14 protein-coding genes are annotated in these 17563 nt (G+C 63.2%); 8 read left to right on the top strand and 6 right to left on the bottom strand.

The features are described from left to right. Positions 1-417 precede the first annotated feature (417 nt). The gene (locus tag HAP54_RS40455) at positions 418-606 is read right to left on the bottom strand and encodes a hypothetical protein (protein ID WP_166293448.1); all 189 of its coding nucleotides are present in this window, start codon (positions 604-606) and stop codon (positions 418-420) included. Positions 607-1433: 827 nt separating this feature from the next. Further along, on the bottom strand, positions 1434-2411 hold the full coding sequence (locus HAP54_RS40450) for an NADPH:quinone oxidoreductase family protein (protein WP_166296790.1): 978 nt from the start codon (positions 2409-2411) through the stop codon (positions 1434-1436). A 374-nt stretch (positions 2412-2785) separates the two neighbouring features. Between HAP54_RS40450 and HAP54_RS40445 the strand changes: the two genes are divergently transcribed. The 4 genes from HAP54_RS40445 (at position 2786) to HAP54_RS40430 (ending at position 8546) form a co-directional block, all read left to right on the top strand. Beyond that, the gene (locus HAP54_RS40445; RefSeq protein WP_029078588.1) at positions 2786-3559 is read left to right on the top strand and encodes a motility protein A; all 774 of its coding nucleotides are present in this window, start codon (positions 2786-2788) and stop codon (positions 3557-3559) included. A 28-nt stretch (positions 3560-3587) separates the two neighbouring features. Continuing rightward, positions 3588-4418, top strand: coding sequence for an OmpA/MotB family protein (locus HAP54_RS40440; RefSeq protein ID WP_029078589.1), 831 nt, complete (start codon positions 3588-3590; stop codon positions 4416-4418). A gap of 113 nt (positions 4419-4531) precedes the next feature. Next, on the top strand, positions 4532-6466 hold the full coding sequence (locus HAP54_RS40435) for a potassium transporter Kup (protein WP_166296789.1): 1935 nt from the start codon (positions 4532-4534) through the stop codon (positions 6464-6466). Between the two features lie 154 nt (positions 6467-6620). Then, complete coding sequence (locus HAP54_RS40430) at positions 6621-8546, top strand: potassium transporter Kup (RefSeq protein WP_166296788.1); 1926 nt, start codon at positions 6621-6623, stop codon at positions 8544-8546. Between the two features lie 52 nt (positions 8547-8598). Here HAP54_RS40430 and HAP54_RS40425 read toward each other — a convergent pair whose 3' ends face one another. After that, a complete protein-coding gene (locus tag HAP54_RS40425) occupies positions 8599-9933 on the bottom strand; it encodes an IS1182 family transposase (protein ID WP_166202952.1) in 1335 nt (444 codons plus the stop codon). Positions 9934-10130: 197 nt separating this feature from the next. Here HAP54_RS40425 and HAP54_RS40420 point away from each other — a divergent pair, with 197 nt between their 5' ends. The 4 genes from HAP54_RS40420 (at position 10131) to HAP54_RS40405 (ending at position 13875) form a co-directional block, all read left to right on the top strand. Then, complete coding sequence (locus HAP54_RS40420; RefSeq protein WP_016848419.1) at positions 10131-10460, top strand: rhodanese-like domain-containing protein; 330 nt, start codon at positions 10131-10133, stop codon at positions 10458-10460. A gap of 8 nt (positions 10461-10468) precedes the next feature. After that, positions 10469-11635, top strand: a complete 1167-nt coding sequence (locus HAP54_RS40415; RefSeq protein ID WP_166296787.1) for an aminotransferase — start codon at positions 10469-10471, stop codon at positions 11633-11635. 6 nt (positions 11636-11641) lie between these two features. Then, entirely contained in the window at positions 11642-12751 is a 1110-nt protein-coding gene (locus tag HAP54_RS40410) for a polyamine ABC transporter substrate-binding protein (protein ID WP_166296786.1), read from the top strand. Between the two features lie 137 nt (positions 12752-12888). Further along, complete coding sequence (locus tag HAP54_RS40405) at positions 12889-13875, top strand: pyridoxal-phosphate dependent enzyme (protein WP_166296784.1); 987 nt, start codon at positions 12889-12891, stop codon at positions 13873-13875. Positions 13876-13978: 103 nt separating this feature from the next. On the opposite strand, the gene HAP54_RS40400 is transcribed toward HAP54_RS40405, so the two are convergent. The 3 genes from HAP54_RS40400 to HAP54_RS40390 all read right to left on the bottom strand — a co-directional run bounded on the left by HAP54_RS40400 (position 13979) and on the right by HAP54_RS40390 (position 17482). Beyond that, a protein-coding gene (locus HAP54_RS40400) for an IS3-like element ISRj2 family transposase (RefSeq protein WP_166296389.1) occupies positions 13979-15108 on the bottom strand; the annotation gives its coding sequence in 2 pieces (ribosomal slippage) (positions 13979-14856 and positions 14856-15108; 1131 coding nt in all). A 138-nt stretch (positions 15109-15246) separates the two neighbouring features. Then, positions 15247-16182 carry a lipid A biosynthesis lauroyl acyltransferase gene (locus HAP54_RS40395; RefSeq protein WP_166296782.1) on the bottom strand — a complete coding sequence of 312 codons (936 nt, stop codon included), beginning with the start codon at positions 16180-16182 and terminating at the stop codon, positions 15247-15249. 22 nt (positions 16183-16204) lie between these two features. Then, a complete protein-coding gene (locus HAP54_RS40390) occupies positions 16205-17482 on the bottom strand; it encodes a beta-ketoacyl-ACP synthase (protein WP_166296780.1) in 1278 nt (425 codons plus the stop codon). Positions 17483-17563: the final 81 nt, after the last annotated feature.

Genomic DNA, 17563 nt, shown 5'->3' with positions numbered 1-17563 from the left:
CGCTCCATCATGGCGGAGTATCCGACCACGTCGGCCGCCGGGATGGCTGCTAATCGCCTCTCAAAAGGACCTTCCACGGAACGTCCCTCCACAAGTGGCATCAAAGCACAATCGGGAGCCTAACCGCTAGCGGGCGCAGTCTGCCAAGTAAAGGGTGAAGAAGTCGTTCTGAGCTGCAAGCCACTCCGCAGCGATGTCGCCTTTAGCCGATTCCGTTGAAACAGACCGGCAGCATTCCATCGTAATGGCTGTTCCGATGTGGCTGCGCTAGCGGCCCGCCATTAGTCGGCCACCTTGATTGTCGTCGCGGTGGCGCCGAGTCTATTTCTGGCCCTTCGCAGACCTCGTGCAATGTTCGTTTCTGCGCCGCCGTTGGCGGACAAGTGGACGTCGCGGATTTCTGAGCACATGCATGCCCTAGCTGGCTTCGCCCTCTTTGCGGGCCGCGGCAATGGCCTTCTCGACTTCCGCGGCGAGGGCCGCAAGATCCTCGGCAAGCTTGGCAAACAGTTCGCGCTTCTGGATGTCCGTGGCCAGGTCGCGGATCAGGGCGCACTCCGCAGCGTCGGTGCGAAGTTTCTCGAGATGCGTCAGCATGTCCTGCATTTATCTGTCCCGCTGCCGTTTTCGGCAAACGGTAGGCGGCACGGAACCCGGCGACAATAACGTGTGATAGTGCCGGGCATGGGGCCGCGCGCCGGCTGATGCGTCCGCGAGCGGCCTCGACGACAGGCAACTCGGCATAACCCGGCAATCTCCAATGATAGCACGATTTCGTTTTTTTCGGAAATTCCTCTTGATGCGGCCCCCAACTCAGCAGTCTAATGCCGCCGTCTCACCCGATCGAGGGGCGCTTCGCGATCGTCACGAACGCGGTGTGAGATGCGGTGGACGCCGATTGCGCAACTGACGAGTGCGCATGAGGCGGACGGTGAAGTCGTGTGGTCCTGACGCCCTAGCGGCAGGTGTCTCGTCGCAACACGCGAAGGTGTGTTGCGACGGCGGTGACAAGCAAGCCCAGTCTCGCCGGGGAGAGCACGAAGTAAGCCGTAACCCATCGCGCAGGGAAAGCCGGATTGCTCCGGTTACACCTGTGGTCCTACCCCCGAGCTTTCTACCTTTGCTCGGGGCCCATGGGTGCGATCGGCACCCGGCTTTCCCTGCGCCCTCTTCAAGAGAGAGGGCAAACGAGATGCAAGACTCGGACGATTCATGTCGCGAGAATACCGATGCGTGGGTCACGTCACAAACGCTGCGACAATTTCAGTGTCGTCCCGGGCAAGCGAAGCGCGACCCGGGACCCATAACCACGAATGGCAATTATGCGAGCGACGCTGGGGCCATAGCGTGTTCAACAACAGAACCCTGTGGTTATGGGTCCCGGCTTTCGCCGGGACGACAGTGAGTATGACGTGACGGCGGTGTCCCTCCCGCTACCCGATCCGCACCACCATCTTGCCGAGCGCCGCGCGGGTCTGCATCGTTGTGAACGCTGCACGGAAATCCTCGAACGCAAACACCTTGCCGACCACCGGCGTCAGTCGGCCGTCGTTCAGCCATGCCGACAATTGCATCATCACGCGCGCCTGCGCCTCGGGTTCGCGGCGCGCGATCTGGGCGGCGTCGACGCCGATCAGAAGCCCACCTTTCAACAGCGGCAGATTGAACGGCAGCGCGGGGATGCTGCCTGCCGCAAAGCCGACCACGACATGGCGGCCGTTCCAGGCGATCGAGCGGAACGCCTGCAGCGAGACCTCGCCGCCGACCGGATCGAAGATCACGTCGGGGCCATGGCCGCCGGTTGCGTCCTTCAGCGCGTCGCGCCAATCGGGTCTCGTGTAGTCGACGACAGCATCAGCGCCAAAGCTTGCGGCGAAGTTGCGCTTCTCCTCGGTCGAGGCCGCGGCGACGACCCGCGCGCCGAGCAGCTTGCCGATCTGGATCGCGGCAATCCCGGTGCCGCCGGCGGCACCGAGCACGAGCAACTGCGCGCCGGATTGCAGCCGGCCGCGCTCGCCGAGTGCATAGAGCGCGGTGAGGTAGTTGGTGCGGAAGGCGGCTGCGGCCTCCATCGACAGGCCGTCGGGCATGATCTCGACGGCGGCAGGCGGCACCACGATCTGCTCGGCCAGCGCGCCCGAGCGCGCCGCGCCCATCACCCGCATGCCCGGCGTGATGCCGGTGACGTCGCTCGCGACCTGATCGACCACGCCGGCGAATTCCGCGCCGGGCGTAAAGGGCAGGGGATCCTTGGTCTGGTAGCGGCCCTCGACCTTCAGCCCGTCGACAAAGCCGATGCTCGCGGCGTGGACCCGGACGCGGATTTGTCCGGGGCCAGGTTCGGGAGTGGCGATCTCCTTCAACCCGATCTGATCGATGGGCGCATATTGCTCGACGACGACCGCCTTCATCCTGTCCTGCTCATTGGTTCGTTTCCTCTAGAGCCGTTTCCGTTCCGATGGAATCGGAACGGAGCTCTAGATTCTTGTTTTGACGCGTTTTCTTCACGCGAACCGGTGGCCACTTCGCTCGAAAACGCTCTGAGCCAACCTATCTCATGTCCGTTGTTCTACGGGGAGGCCTTTTGCGCATGCAGCGGCAGCGTCGCATGCGGAAAGCCAGCATCTTCAACGACATCGCGAAAAGACCGGCGTTTACCGTTGTTATCCCTACCAAATTCGGTAACGCGTCCTTAATGGCATTAACGTTAGGGTTTTTCCACGCGGCCCGCCTTGGGCTGCGCGCCGTCCAGGACAGGCGGGTTGCGTTCGCGTTGGAGTTTTTCATGGATATCATGACAGGCGCCGGGCTGTTGGCCGGCATCATCGTCATCGCGGTGATGATGTTCATGGGCGGCGACCTGCACATGTTCATCTCCGAACACGCCATGATCATCATCTTCGGCGGTTCGATCGCGGCGACGATGATCCGCTTTCCGCTCGGCGTGATGCTGCACGGCCTGCCGCTCGGAGCCAAATTTGCCTTCACCATGAGCCGGCTCTCGGCCCGCGACCTCGTCGACGAGCTCGCCCGCATCGCCGAGATCGCCCGCAAGCAGGGCCCGGTCGGCCTCGAGAAGGTCGAGACCGACGAGCCGTTCCTCGCCAAGGGCATCCGCTACGTCGCCGACGGCTACGACCTCGAATTCATCCGCGACAACATGGAACGCGACCGCGACAATTTCCTGATGCACCTCGACGAGGGCAGCAAGATCTATCGCGCGATCGGCGACTGCGCGCCGGCGTTCGGCATGATCGGCACGCTGATCGGCATGGTGCAGATGTTCGCCAACATGACCGACCCCTCCAAGCTCGGCCCGTTCATGGCGACGGCGCTGCTCGCGACGCTGTACGGCGCGCTGGTCGCCAACCTGTTCTGCCTGCCGATCGCCGACAAGCTGCACGGCAAGCTGCTCGACGAGGAGACCAACCGCACGCTGATCATCGACGGCATCCTGATGATCCGCGACTCCAAGAGCCCGGCGCTGGTGCGCGAGATGCTGCTCGCCTATTTGCCGGAGAAGCATCGCAACGAGGAAGGCGAGCCGGTCCCGGCCTGACCGGACGGCGCTTTCAGGAAACGCAGCGATGGCCAAGAAAAAGCGCGGCGACGCTCACGGTGGAGGTCACGGCTGGTTCGTGACCTTCGCCGACCTGATGGGCCTGATGATGAGCTTCTTCGTGATGCTCGTCGCGTTCTCCACCATGGACAACAACAAGCTGAAGATCGTCGCCGGCTCGATGCGCGACGCCTTCGGCGTGCAGACCGACGTGCGCTATTCCGGCATCGTCGAGTCCGACGGCCTGCCGACCCGGCCGAAGCTGAAGAATGTCGAACACATCTCGCCGGAGGAGTCCTCGGCCAATCCGACGCCGGACGAGAAGGAGCGCAGCCAGATCAACGGCGCGCGGCTGAAGATCGACCGCGAATTCGCGCTCGCCTCCGCCTCGCTGCGCCAGGCGCTGCAGGACATGCCGGAATTGACCGAGATTTCCAAGAACATCATGTTCGAGGAGACCAAGGAGGGGTTAAACCTCGAGATCGTCGACCAGGACGGCCGCTCGATGTTCGCCGACGGGTCCAGGGAGCCCTATGAGCGCACCCGCCGGCTGATCCAGAGGCTCGCAGCTCCCTTGAAGGCGACGCCGCTGCGGGTCGCGATCGTGGGGCATACAGCCGCAGGCTTCGTGCCGGCGCGCAGCGACTACGACGCCTTCGACCTGTCCGCGGACCGCGCCAATGCGGTGCGGCAGATCCTGGAGCGGGAAGGGCTGCCGCCGTCCCATATCTTCGCGGTTTCCGGCAAAGCTGACGGCCAGCCGCTGTTTCCCGACGATCCGACCTTGCCGGCCAACCGTCGCGTGACGATCACGTTGATGCGGGAAAATCCGCCGCTGCCGCCGGATCTGAAGCCGTAGCTCCGGGTTACATGCTACCGTCAAGCTCGTAATGTTGCGCGGTTGACACGCGGAGCGGAAGCGTCGATAGCCGCGCGGATCAAAATCAACCGATCGGGCGTTCCAATCTCGCCATGGCTGCCAGCGTCTCATCCACCGAAGCCCAGGAGGGGCAAGGCTCGGGCCAAGGCACAGGCCAAGGAACGGGCCAAGGCACCTCCGGCTTCTGGGCCCTGACACTGGGCAGCATCGGGGTGGTGTTCGGCGATATCGGAACGTCGCCGCTCTACGCATTCCGCGAGGCGGTCGGCGGCGCCGCGCATGGCCAGCCGGTCACCCGCATCATGGTGCTCGGGGTGCTCAGCCTGATCCTGTGGGCGCTGTTCACCGTCGTCACCGCCAAATACGTGCTGCTGCTGCTGCGCGCCGACAACAATGGCGAGGGCGGCACGCTGTCGCTGATGGCGCTCGGCCAGCGCGCGATCGGACGGCGCAGCTGGCCGCTGCTTGCGCTCGGCGTGGTCGGCGCCTCGATGTTCATCGGCGATTCCATGATCACGCCGGCGATCTCGGTGCTGTCGGCGGTCGAAGGTCTCAAGCTCGCCACGCCGCATCTCGAGCACTATGTGGTGCCGCTGACGATCCTGATCCTCGTCCTGCTGTTCTCGGTGCAGAGCTCCGGCACCGCCCGCGTCGCCTCCGCCTTCGGGCCGGTGATGGTGGTGTGGTTCGCCGTGCTGGCGGTGATGGGGCTGGTCCACATCACGGACGATCCGTCGGTGCTGGCGGCGATCAATCCGTATTACGCGCTCCAGTTCATGCTGACCCACGGCACCATCGGCCTGGTGACCTTGGGCGCAGTGTTCCTCGCGGTGACCGGCGGTGAGGCGCTGTATGCCGATCTCGGGCATTTCGGCCGCAAGCCGATCCAGTCAGGCTGGCTGTTCTTCGTGCTGCCCTCGCTGCTCCTGAACTATTTCGGGCAGGGTGCGCTGGTGCTGTCCGATCCCTCGGCGATCGAGAACTCGTTCTACCGCATGGTACCCGACGTGCTGTTGCTGCCGCTGGTCGGGCTCGCCACGGCCGCGACCGTGATCGCGAGCCAGGCCGTCATCACCGGCGCCTATTCGCTGATCAGCCAGGCGGTGCAGCTCGGACTATTGCCGCGCTTCGAGGTCCGCTACACCTCGGAGACCCATGCCGGGCAAATCTATTTGCCGCGCGTCAACCGGCTGCTGCTGGTCGGCGTGCTGCTGCTGGTGTTGCTGTTCCGCACCTCGAGCGGGCTCGCCTCGGCCTACGGCATCGCGGTCTCCACCACCATGGTCGCCGACGGCATCATGGGCTTCATCGTGATCTGGAAGCTGTGGAACTGGCGCGTGGCGTCGGCCGCGGCACTGATCCTGCCGTTTGTGATCGTCGACATGACCTTCTTCAGCGCCAATCTGCTGAAGCTGTTCGAGGGCGCCTGGGTGCCGCTGTTGTTCGGCGCCGTCATGGCGACGATGATCTGGACCTGGCGCCGCGGCGCCGCGATCTTGATCGCCAAGACCCGCCGCATCGAGGTGCCGCTGCGCGACCTGATCCACAGCTTGGAGAAGCGGCCGCCGCACATCGTCAAGGGCACCGCGGTGTTCCTGACCAGCGATCCCAGTTTCGTACCGACCGCGCTGTTGCACAATCTCAAGCACAACAAGGTGCTGCACGAGCACAACGTGATCCTGACCATCGAGACCGCACCGACGCCGCGCGTCGATCTGTCGGAGCGCGTCAACATGGAGAAGGTGAGCGACAAGTTCACCGCGGTGCGGCTCCGCTTCGGCTACATGGAATCGCCGAACGTGCCGAAGGCGCTGGCGGTCGCACGCAAGCTCGGCTGGCAGTTCGACATCATGGCGACGTCGTTCTTCGTGTCGCGCCGCTCGCTCAAGCCGTCGGCCCAGTCCGGGATGCCGCAATGGCAGGACCATCTGTTCATCGCGATGAGCCGCTCCGCCAACGATGCCACCGACTATTTCCAGATCCCGACCGGCCGGGTGGTTGAAGTGGGTACCCAGGTAACTATTTGATGCGGCAACGAATTCTACAGTTGAAAAGCCGTGATCTATGCGTGATATGCATGGCGGAGGCCTGAATCCGGGCTAACCTATGCATTCCTGCCGGGAGTATAGCCCTGCGACCCGGCATTGTGCGGTGCGGCAGAAGACAGAGGCGCAGCTTCCCATGTCATCCGAGAGTGCGATCACCGCGGCGGAAGCGCCGGCGGCAAATGGCCATGGCGAGGCGCATTCCACCGCCACCTTCAAGGCGCTGATGCTCGGCAGCATCGGTGTCGTCTACGGCGACATCGGCACCAGCCCGCTCTACGCGCTGCGCGAAGCCATTGTCGCGGCCAGCGGCGGTGAGGGCGGCGTGACGGCGCATGCGGTGCTCGGCGTGCTCTCGCTGATCCTGTGGGCGTTGGTCGTGGTCGTGACGCTGAAATACGTCGTGATCCTGCTCCGCGCCGACAACAATGGCGAGGGCGGGACGCTGGCGCTAATGGCGCTGGCGCAGCGCGCCGTGACCAAGGGCGCCGGCGCGATCGTACTGCTCGGCATCATCAGCGGCGCGCTGTTCTATGGCGACGCCGTCATCACGCCGGCGCTGACGGTGCTGTCGGCGATCGAAGGCATCAAGCTCGCGACCGCGACGTTCGATCCGTATGTCGTCCCGATCACCGTGGTCATCCTGCTGTTCCTGTTCTCGGTGCAGTCGCGGGGCACCGCGCGCGTCGCCGCTTTCTTCGGACCCGTGATGTGCGTGTGGTTCGCCGTGATCGCGATCGCAGCGCTGCCGCACATCGCGCGGCATCCCGAGGTGCTGTACGCACTCAATCCGCTCCTTGCGGTGTCGTTCATGCTGCATCACGGCGTGATCGGCTTCATCACGCTTGGTGCAGTCTTCCTCGCGGTGACCGGCGCGGAGGCGCTCTATGCCGATCTCGGTCATTTCGGCAAACGCCCGATCCAGGCCGCCTGGCTGTCCATCGTGCTGCCGTCACTGGCGCTGAACTATCTGGGGCAGGGCGCGCTGCTGATCGCCGATCCCAAGGCCGTCGAGAACCCGTTCTTCCTGATGTTCCCGGACTGGGCGCTGATCCCGATGGTCGCGCTTGCCACCGCGGCGAGCGTGATCGCCAGCCAGGCCGTCATCACCGGTGCCTATTCGCTGACCCGGCAGGCGATCCAGCTCGGCCTGATGCCGCGGTTCGAGATCCGCCACACTTCGGAAGCGCATTCCGGGCAGATCTACATGCCGCGCATCAACCGCTTCCTGTTCATTGCGGTGATCGTGCTGGTGCTGATGTTCCGTTCGTCGAGCGCGCTGGCATCGGCCTACGGCATCTCCGTGACCGGCACCATGGTGGTGACGGCGATGATGGGCTTTGTGGTGATCTGGCGGGTCTGGAAATGGTCACCGATCGCCGCCGCCGCGCTGGTTGCGCCGTTCCTGTTCCTCGACATCACCTTCCTTGCCGCCAACCTGCTCAAGGTGTTCGAGGGCGGCTGGGTGCCGCTCGCGCTTGGTGGGGCCATGATCTTGGTGATGTACACCTGGCGGCGCGGCAGCCGGCTGTTGTTCGAGAAATCGCGCAAGCTGGAATTCCCGCTCGACGATCTCGTGAAAATGCTAGAGAAGCGGCCGCCGCAGCGGGTCTCCGGCACCGCGGTGTTCCTGACCAGCGACCCTGTCAGCGCGCCGACCGCGCTGATGCACAGCCTCAAGCACTACAAGGTGCTGCACGAGAAGAACGTCATCCTGACCATCGAGACCGCGCCGACGCCGCGGATCGATCCGTCCGAGCGGGTGCGGATGGAGCAGCTGAGCGAGACCTTCTCCAAGGTGACGCTGAAGTTCGGCTTCATGGAACAGCCGAACGTGCCGAAGACCCTGGCGATTGCCCGCAAGCTCGGCTGGCAGTTCGACATCATGTCGACCTCGTTCTTTCTGTCCCGCCGTGCGCTGAAGCCGGCGGCGCATTCGGGCATGCCGAGCTGGCAGGATCATCTGTTCATTGCGCTGAGCCGTTCGTCGAACGACGCCACCGACTATTTCCAGATCCCGACCGGGCGGGTGGTCGAGGTCGGCACACAAGTCACGATCTAGGAGCCCGTCCAGATATGTTTTCGTGACGGGCATTTGTTGTAGAGTAGCAGGCTCAGGCTGCGTTTGCGAGGTTGAACAGCTTGAGGAGGTTATGGACGGTGCAGATCATTGTCCACTCGGCGCGCACTTTCTCGATGCCCCGCAACAGGAACTGGCGGAAGCCTCTTGCCTGTTTGATCTGCCCGAACACCGGCTCCACCACTTGCTTTCGCAATCGGTAGGGTGTTTCGAAGCCGCCATCGTCGATCTTCTTTCGCATGGCCTGTGTCAGCGGGCCGCCGACTTTTCCGTTCGCTACTGTCGGGTGCTTGGCGCGTCCGGGCGCGACATAGCCATCGATGCTGCGTGTGTCGAGCGCTTCGAGATTGGCTTCGCTGCAGTAGCCGGAATCCGCTGAGGCCTGCCGCGGCTTGCGGCCAAGATTGCTCTCGATGGCCTCGATCAGGGGCACCAACTGGCCCTGATCGCTGCCGTGCTGGGTCAGTTCTTGCGCGACAATGATCTGGGCATGTGCATCGACGGCCGCCTGGGCATTATAGGCCTGAACGAAGCCATCCTTCGACTTCATGATGCGGCTTTCCGGATCGGTGAAGTTGCGTTGCGCCTTGGGATTGGGTTCCTCCGATGGCAGCGCCGCCGGTTTGCCCGGCTTCTTGCGGCCTTCGGCCTGGCGCTGCTGTTCCTTTTCGGCCTCGATGCGGCGCTCTTCCTCCGCCGCCAGTTTGGCGTCCGCTTCCAGCGCCGCCATCGCTTGCTGGATCTTCGCCAGCCGTTTCTGCTTGTCGACGGTCCAGTCCGGCAGTTCGTCGCTGTTGCCGAAAGTCTCATCCTCCGAGGCATCCGCCGCCTCGGCGGCCGCCAGCATGCGAGCGACCTCGGCCTTCAATTCCGCCTCGCGCTTCTTCATGCGCTCATAACTCATCGCCTTGTGTTTCGACGCGTTCGCCTTGATCTTCGTACCATCCAGCGCGACATGACCGAGCTTGACCAGCCCGGCCGTCTCGCACAACTTCAGAACCTGCACGAATAGCGCGCCGAGCGCCTTCAAATGTCGCTTGCGAAAGTCGCTGATCGTCCGAAAATCCGGCGCATCCAGCGCCACGATCATCACAAAATCGTTCCGCTCCCGGCAGGCCTTGGCAATCCGACGCGACGAATACAGCCCACTCGCATAGCTATGCAGCAGCAGCGCCACCATCATCCGCGGATCAAACGGCGGCTGCCCAAGCCCGCTCACATAGCTGCCCATGATCTCCCTGAGATCGAGGCTCTCCCGCACCAGATCAACCATAAACCGCGAGACATGGCCTTTCGGCACGAAGTCCTGCACATTCGGCGGCAGAAGCAGCGTCTGATCGATGTTCCAAGGCCGAAAATACTTGCTCATCGCCCAATGTTGAATCAGACCCGACCAGATTTGAACAGCGACTATCCAGACAAGCTCCTAGGGTCCACGATCCAGCGTTTCTGCGCAGCATCTAACCCGTTTCGGACGCTTGATTTTCTCCGCGCAAGAGGCGACTTTGCGGCCCGGAACGGCGAGCCGCGCGACGCTCGCCAACTGATTGTCGGGAGGATATTTCCGTGGCGGACCACAAGGTGGAAGATTTGTTTCCGGACGAGGTGTCAAAGGGCATAGCGGAAGGCCGCTATCTCCTGGTCGACGTCCGCGAGCCCAATGAGGTTGCCGTCGAGGCCTATCCCGATGGCGTCGTGGTGCCGCTGTCGACCTTCGACCCGGCTGCGATTCCCGATCCGCAGGGCAAGCAGGTGGTGTTCGCCTGCCGCTCCGGCAAGCGGTCGGTGACGGCCTCGCTGGCCGCCCAGGCCGCGGGCCTGCCTTACGACAAGCATCTGGCGGGCGGCATCATCGGCTGGAAGGCGGCGGGACTGCCGACCAAGACGGGCGGCTGATCCCTGACATGACCTCCATGAACAAGGTCTTCGCAGACCTTCCCGTCACGATCTTCGAGGCGATGTCGCAGGCTGCGCGCGACAACAACGCCATCAATCTCGGCCAGGGCTTTCCCGACGATCCCGGACCGGAGGACATTCGCCGCGCCGCCGCGGACGCTTCCGTCAACGGCTACAACCAGTATCCGTCGATGATGGGCATCCCGGAGCTTCGTCAGGCGATCGCATCGCATTACGGTCATTGGCACGGGCTCAAGCTCGATCCGATGACCGAGGTGATGGTCACCTCCGGCGGCACCGAGGCGCTGACCTCCTCGATCCTCGCGGTGGTCGAGCCGGGCGACGAAGTGGTCTGCTTCCAGCCGGTCTATGATTCCTATTTGCCGATCATCCGCCAGGCCGGCGGCATTCCGCGGTTGTTGCGGCTCGAGCCGCCGGAATGGCGGCTCAACGAGGAGATGCTGCGCAGCGTCTTCAACCACAAGACCAAGGCGGTGCTGTTCAACAATCCGCTCAACCCGGCCGCCGTGGTCTATCCGCGCGAGGACCTCGAGCTGCTGGCGCGGTTCTGCCAGGAGTTCGACGTGGTCGCGATCTGCGACGAGGTCTGGGAGCATGTCGTGTTCGACGGCCGCGAGCATATCCCGTTGATCACGATCCCGGGCATGCGCGACCGCACCATCAAGGTCGGCAGCGCCGGCAAGATTTTCTCGCTGACCGGATGGAAGATCGGCTTTGTCTGCGCCGCGCCGTCGCTGCTACGGGTTGCCGCCAAGGTGCACCAGTTCCTCACCTTCACGACGGCGCCCAACCTGCAAGCGGCTGTTGCGTATGGCCTCGGCAAGCCGGACGACTATTTCCTCGACATGCGCAAGGACATGGCGCGGAGCCGCGACCGCTTGACCAAGGGGTTGGAGAGCATCGGCTTTCCGGTGCTGCAGTCGCAGGGGACCTATTTCCTCACCGTCGATCTGTCGCCGCTCGGGCTCAACGAGACCGATGCTGAGTTCTGCTGGCGAATTGTGCATTACAAGGTCGCGGCTATTCCAGTGTCGGCGTTTTACGAACAGGATGCGGTGACGTCGGTCGTGCGTTTCTGTTTCGCCAAGAAGGACTCGACGCTCGACACCGCGCTGGAGCGGTTGTCCGACGCGGTGCATCGTCGCAAGAGGTAGACCAGAATGCAGAAGCAGAACCGTCGTCTCGTCAGCTTCGTCGGTACGGTCGCCACGGTTCTGTTGTTCGCTGTCTCCGCAAGCGCGGAGGAGCGCACGGTCAACTTCTACAACTGGTCGAACTACATGGCGCCGGGAGTCCTTGAGGACTTCACCAAGGAAACCGGCATCAAGGTCGTCTACGATACGTTCGACGCCAACGAGACGCTGGAGACGCGGTTGCTCGCCGGCAAGTCGGGCTACGACGTCGTGGTGCCGACCGGGTATTTCCTGCAGCGCCAGATCACCGCGAAGGTATTCCTGAAGCTCGAGAAGTCGAAGCTACCGAACCTCGCCAATGCGTGGCCGGTGGTGACCGGTGAGCTCGCCACCTACGATCCCGGCAACAATTACGGTGCCAACTACATGTGGGGCACCACCGGCATCGGCTACAACGTCAAGATGGCGGAGAAGATTCTCGGGCCTGATGCGAAGATCGACAGCTGGGACATGGTGTTCAAGCCGGAGAACCTCGCCAAGTTCAAGGATTGCGGCATCCACATGCTGGATTCCGCCGACGATATCCTGCCGGCGGCGTTGAGCTATCTTGGCCTCGATCCGAACTCGACCAAGCAGGCCGACCTCGACAAGGCCGCCGATCCCGTCATCAAGATCCGGCCCTATGTTCGCAAATTCCATTCGTCCGAATATCTCAGCGCGCTGGCCTCGGGCGAGATCTGCTTCGTGGTTGGATGGTCGGGCGACATCATGCAGGCGCGCAGCCGGGCGGCGGAAGCCAACACCGGCGTCGAGATCGGCTACACGATCCCGAAGGAGGGCGCGCAGATGTTCTTCGACAATCTCGCGATCCCCGCCGATGCCAAGAATGTCACTGAGGCCTATGAGCTGATCAACTATCTCTATCGTCCCGATGTCGCGGCGAAGAACTCGAACTTCCTGTCCTATGCCAACGGCAATCTGGCGAGCCAGAAGCTGATTGATCCGAAGATCTTCAACGACAAGAACATCTACCCCGACGCGGCGATGCAGAAGAAGCTGTTCGTGATCACGGCGCGCGATCCGGCGACGCAGCGGATCATCAACCGGCTGTGGACGCGGGTGAAGACCGGACGTTAGGGCTGGGGTGCGCGCACCAAGGCAATCATGTGCTATTGCGCTCGACGCGCTGAGATATTTCAGACGTTCACAAGTTAAATCGAGCAGTCACAACAGCTGATTGGACACCAGTGTACGTGTGTGTCCGATAGCCCTCGATGTTCGTTGCGATTGCCGCAGAAGCAAAGATGCCCAGTCAGCTGATTCATTTTGTCCGTGACGATCTCGAGTTTATTGCAGGCCGAGCGCTGGAGACTCCCATACGATCTTGCGCCGCGTTGGACGCGGCGACTGGGCGAATAATCTTCATCAAAGACGAGACCGTTCAGTATGGCGGTTCGTTCAAGTTTCGAGGAGCAATTCTCGGAACGAGAAACGCCGCGCGAGGAGTTGTCGCCGCAGGATCAGGAAATTTTCCAATTGCAGTTGGCCTGGCCGCTCAGGCGCTGGACAAGCCTGCTTGTTTGATCATGCCCGCGGACGTAGCGGCCTTCAAAAGGGAGCAGGCTCGAGAAACCGGAGCTGAGATAAAAATCGTCGAGCGGTCGGAGTTGGTCGATTGTGCGCGAATGGAGGCCCGTCAACGCGGTTGGCGTAACCTGCATGCTTTTGAAGACGTCGAGATGATTGCTGGAAGCTATACCGTGGGTTCGGAGATCGCAGCTGCCATTCAGGCAAGTGGCCCAGCGTCCGATGCAGTGATCGTTGCCCGTGGCGGCGGCGGGCTGGCCGCCGGTGTTGCCCTTGCTTTGCGTTCTTGGTCCATTCCGGCAGCAATCTATGTTGCCGAACCGGCGACCCACCAACGCTACGCGCGTGCCCGCGAGATTGGAATGCCGGTCCGGATTGATCCTCCCGGAGAGACGCTATGTGACGCCTTGCGCTCCCGCCAGATTGGAGCGCGGGCCTTCGAAATTCTGCAACGATCGAATGTTCAGGTGAGCGCCGTTAACGACGAATCTGTGCAACCCGCTGCCGGGCTGCTTCTTGGAACATGCGGTATCCGGGTCGAGCCCAGCGGCGCCTTGGCGATGGCGGCAGTCTTGGGAGGCGTCGTCGACAGCGAGCGATCGCGGGTATGGGTAGTCGCTTGCGGAGGGAAAGAGCTGGCGCCGGTTGTTTGGACAGCGCCCCGCGGGATTTAAGTGGATTCCTGCCGGGTTATGCTGAACGCGGGGCCTTACGATTTTGTCGTTGCGTCGGGAGGGCGTAGCCCGACCAGAGCGACGACAAAATCGTCGGCGACGGTCATGCGGCCATCACCATAGCTTGCGTGCCGAAGTAAGCCTCGTCGGGCGTGCGCCCGTCAAGGCTCGAGTGAGGGCGTCCCTGATTGTAGAAGGCCAGATACTTGGCAATTGACGCTCGCGCCTCGGACACGCTGTCGTAGGCGCGGAGATAAACTTCTTCGTATTTGACCGTGCGCCAGAGCCGCTCGACAAACACGTTGTCGCGCCAGGCGCCCTTGCCGTCCATGCTGATGGCGATCTTCGCGTCCAGCAGCACATCGGTGAACTCGAGGCTGGTGAACTGGCTGCCCTGGTCCGTGTTGAAAATCTCGGGCCTGCCGTGCTTCGCCAACGCCTCCTGGACCGCTTCGACGCAGAAGGCCGCCTCCATTGTGATCGAGACGCGATGGGCCAGGACCCGTCGGCTGAACACATCGACGACCGCCGCGAGATAGACGAAGCCACGCCGCATCGGAATGTAGGTGATGTCCATTGCCCACGCCTGGTCGGGCCGCTCGATCTTCAATCCGCGCAACAGGTACGGGTAGATCTTGTGACCCGGTGCCGGCTTACTCGTGTTCGGGCGACGATAGACCGCCTCGATCCCCATGCGCTTCATCAGCGTCGCGATGTGGCGGCGACCGGCGTATACGCCCTCCCGCCGCAGCAACGATCGCTGCATACGCGCTCCCGCGAAGGGATAATCGAGATGCAGCTCATCGAGCCGACGCATCAAGGCAAGGTCCTCGGCCGAAACTGGCCGAGGTTCATAGTAGACCGTGCTGCGAGCCAGCTTCAGGACCTTCGCCTGGCGCACGATAGAAAGATCATGACCGCGGTCGATCATCGCTTTGCGCTCAGCAGGCCCGCCTTGGTGAGCGCGCCGGACAAAAAATCGTTTTCCAACGCCAGCTCGCCGATCTTGGCATGTAACGCCTTCAAATCGACCGGCGTCTCGGCCGACGCCTTGTCATGCCCAAACACGCCGGCGGCGCCTTCCAGGAGCTGGTTTTTCCAGATCGTGATCTGGTTCGGATGAACATCAAACAGTTGCGCCAGCTCCGCCAGCGTCTTCTCGCCTTTGACCGCAGCCAAAGCAACCTTCGCCTTGAATGCCGGAGAATGCATCCGGCGGCTCTTCTTCGTCATCTTCGCTCCTGATTCGCGGCAAGAATCCTCGCCGCTGTCAGGCAGAAAATCCACTCAAGCTACTGTCCGAATTTGCGGAGCCAGCTCTGAACGTACCGTCGCCTGGATGCAAGGGTCAGTGACGCCAATAGCGGACCACTACCGCCACCGCCGGTGCAGCCAGAGCCATTGATCCGGATATTCGCGGACCCAACCTTCGACGACGTCGGTGATCGCCTGCATCGTGCCCTGGATGTCGATCTCGCCGGATGCGTCGAACACCGGCTTCACTTCCTCGGAGACTTCGCCGCGGAAACGGCCGTCGGGCAGGCGGATGATCCGCGTGCCGTGGATCGGGCAGTCGATCTGCCGGCGCAGGCGCGCCAGCAGCGGGTTCGCCGTGGTCTTGCGGCCGAAGAAAGTGACGGGAACGCCGTTGGTCAGATACTGATCGACCAGCATCGCAACGTGCTGGCCGTCTTGCAGGGCCTTTGCCAGCTTGAGCGGCGCGTCCCGGCCGGCCGGGACCAGCGTGCCCAAATTGACGGCCCGGATCCGTTCGATGGCGCGGTCGGCGGCTTCGATGTTCGGTCGCCGGAACAAGACGACGGCTTCGAGGCCATGCGCCGCGGCAGCGAGCGGAGACAGCTCCCAGTTGCCGAGATGTGCGGCAAAGAACAGCGCTGGTTTGCCGTCGTCCCGCAGCTGATCGAACAATTGCTTGCTGCGTCCGGAGAATTCGACACGGCCGGGCCTGTCGGGATGTGCGGGGTCGTGGTCCCAGATGCGATCGAGATGCGCAAATTCGGCACCGATGCGGCCGAGATTGTGCCAGACCCCGGTCAGGATCGTCTCGATCTCTTCCGGTGACTTCTCGGGGAAGGCCGCCTTCAGGTTCTCGCGGCCGATGCGATCCTCGCGCAGCCGGCGGCCGATGAAATGCGCGGCGTGACCGAAGAAATTTGCGGTCTTGTCCGGATCGAAATAGCGCGTGGTTCGCAACAGCCCGGTCGTCAGCGCGCCGATTGCAACGCCCGCCACAGGCTTGGCGGCGTCGCGGAGACGCGCACGGGTACGAAGGAGCAGGCGTTTCATCTGATGAGGCGAGGGCGCCGGCCTAGGCCGGCTCGCGCGTCAGGATCAGCGAGGCGTTCTGCCCGCCAAACCCGAACGAGTTCGACATCACGGCGGTCACCTTGGCGTCGCGCGCCTTGTTGCCGACCACGTCGAACGGGATCGCGGGGTCGGGCACCTCGTAATTGATCGTCGGCGGAATCCGCTGATGCTCGAGCGTCAGCAGCGAGAAGATCGCCTCGACCGCGCCGGCGGCCGAGATGGTGTGGCCAACCATCGATTTGTTCGACGACACCGGAATGTTCGGCGTGTGCTCGCCGAACACGGCTGCGGTCGCCAGATATTCCATCTTGTCGTTCTCAGGCGTCGAGGTGCCGTGCGCGTTGATGTGGTCGATCTGGTGCGGCTCCATGCCCGCATCAGCAAGCGTCTTGCGCACGCAGCCGATTGCCGGCTTGCCGTCGGGGGCCGAGCGGGTGCGGTGGAAGGAGTCGGTCAGCTCGCCGCAGCCGGCGACGACGCCCAGGATGCGCGCGCCGCGCGCCATCGCGGCCTCATAGCTCTCCAGCACCAGGGCGCCGGCGCCTTCGGCCATCACGAAGCCGTCGCGGTTCTTCGAGAACGGCTTGGAGGCGCCCTGGGGCGGATCGTTCTGGGTCGAGAGGGCCGAGAGCAGCGAGAAACGCACCATGGCTTCTGGGTTCACCGAACCGTCGGTCGCAATGCACAGCGTCGCATCGGCTTCGCCGCGGCGGATCGCCTCGACGCCGAGCTGGATCGCGGTCGCGCCGGACGCGCAAGCCGTCGAGAGCGAGATCGGCGAGCCCTTGGTGCCGAAGGTCTCGGCGAGGTTGAGCGCGACGGAGCCGAAGGTGAACCGGCGATGGAAATGCGCAAACTTGCCGCCGCTGCAGGTCGCCAGATAGTCGATGATTCCAAAGTCTTTGGTCGGGACGGAGCGCGCGACCTCGAGCCGCTGCGGCCACTCGGTCTCGATCGGCGCGACTGCCAGAAACAGCGGGCCGGGGAAGTCGCCCTTGCTGCCGATGCCGGATTGCTCCAGCGCTTCCTCGGTCGCAACCTCGGCCAGACGCTGCGACAGGCTGGTCGAGGAGAATGGGTCGACGGTGACGAAATCGACGGCGCCGGCCATCGTCGTCTTCAGGCTGTCGATCGGGAAGCGCGTCACGGTCCTGATGCCGGACTCGCCCGCGGTGAGACGCTTCCAATTGTCGGTCTTGCCGCCGCCGAGCGACGTCACGATTCCCATGCCGGTCACGACAACGATCGGTCGGCCGAATTTATCGCGTGGTGCTGTCATGGTTTCCCCGTCGGTACTTGCGCCGGACTTAAAGCGCGATGAGCCTCATCGCGCTTTAGCTATTTGTTTGAGCATGATCTC

It is taken from the genome of Bradyrhizobium sp. 2S1 (genome assembly GCF_011516625.5).
GTDB classification, from domain to species: Bacteria; Pseudomonadota; Alphaproteobacteria; order Rhizobiales; family Xanthobacteraceae; genus Bradyrhizobium; species Bradyrhizobium septentrionale.
Note: the sequence above shows the minus strand (reverse complement) of the source record. Positions and strands in the feature narration are given on the sequence as shown.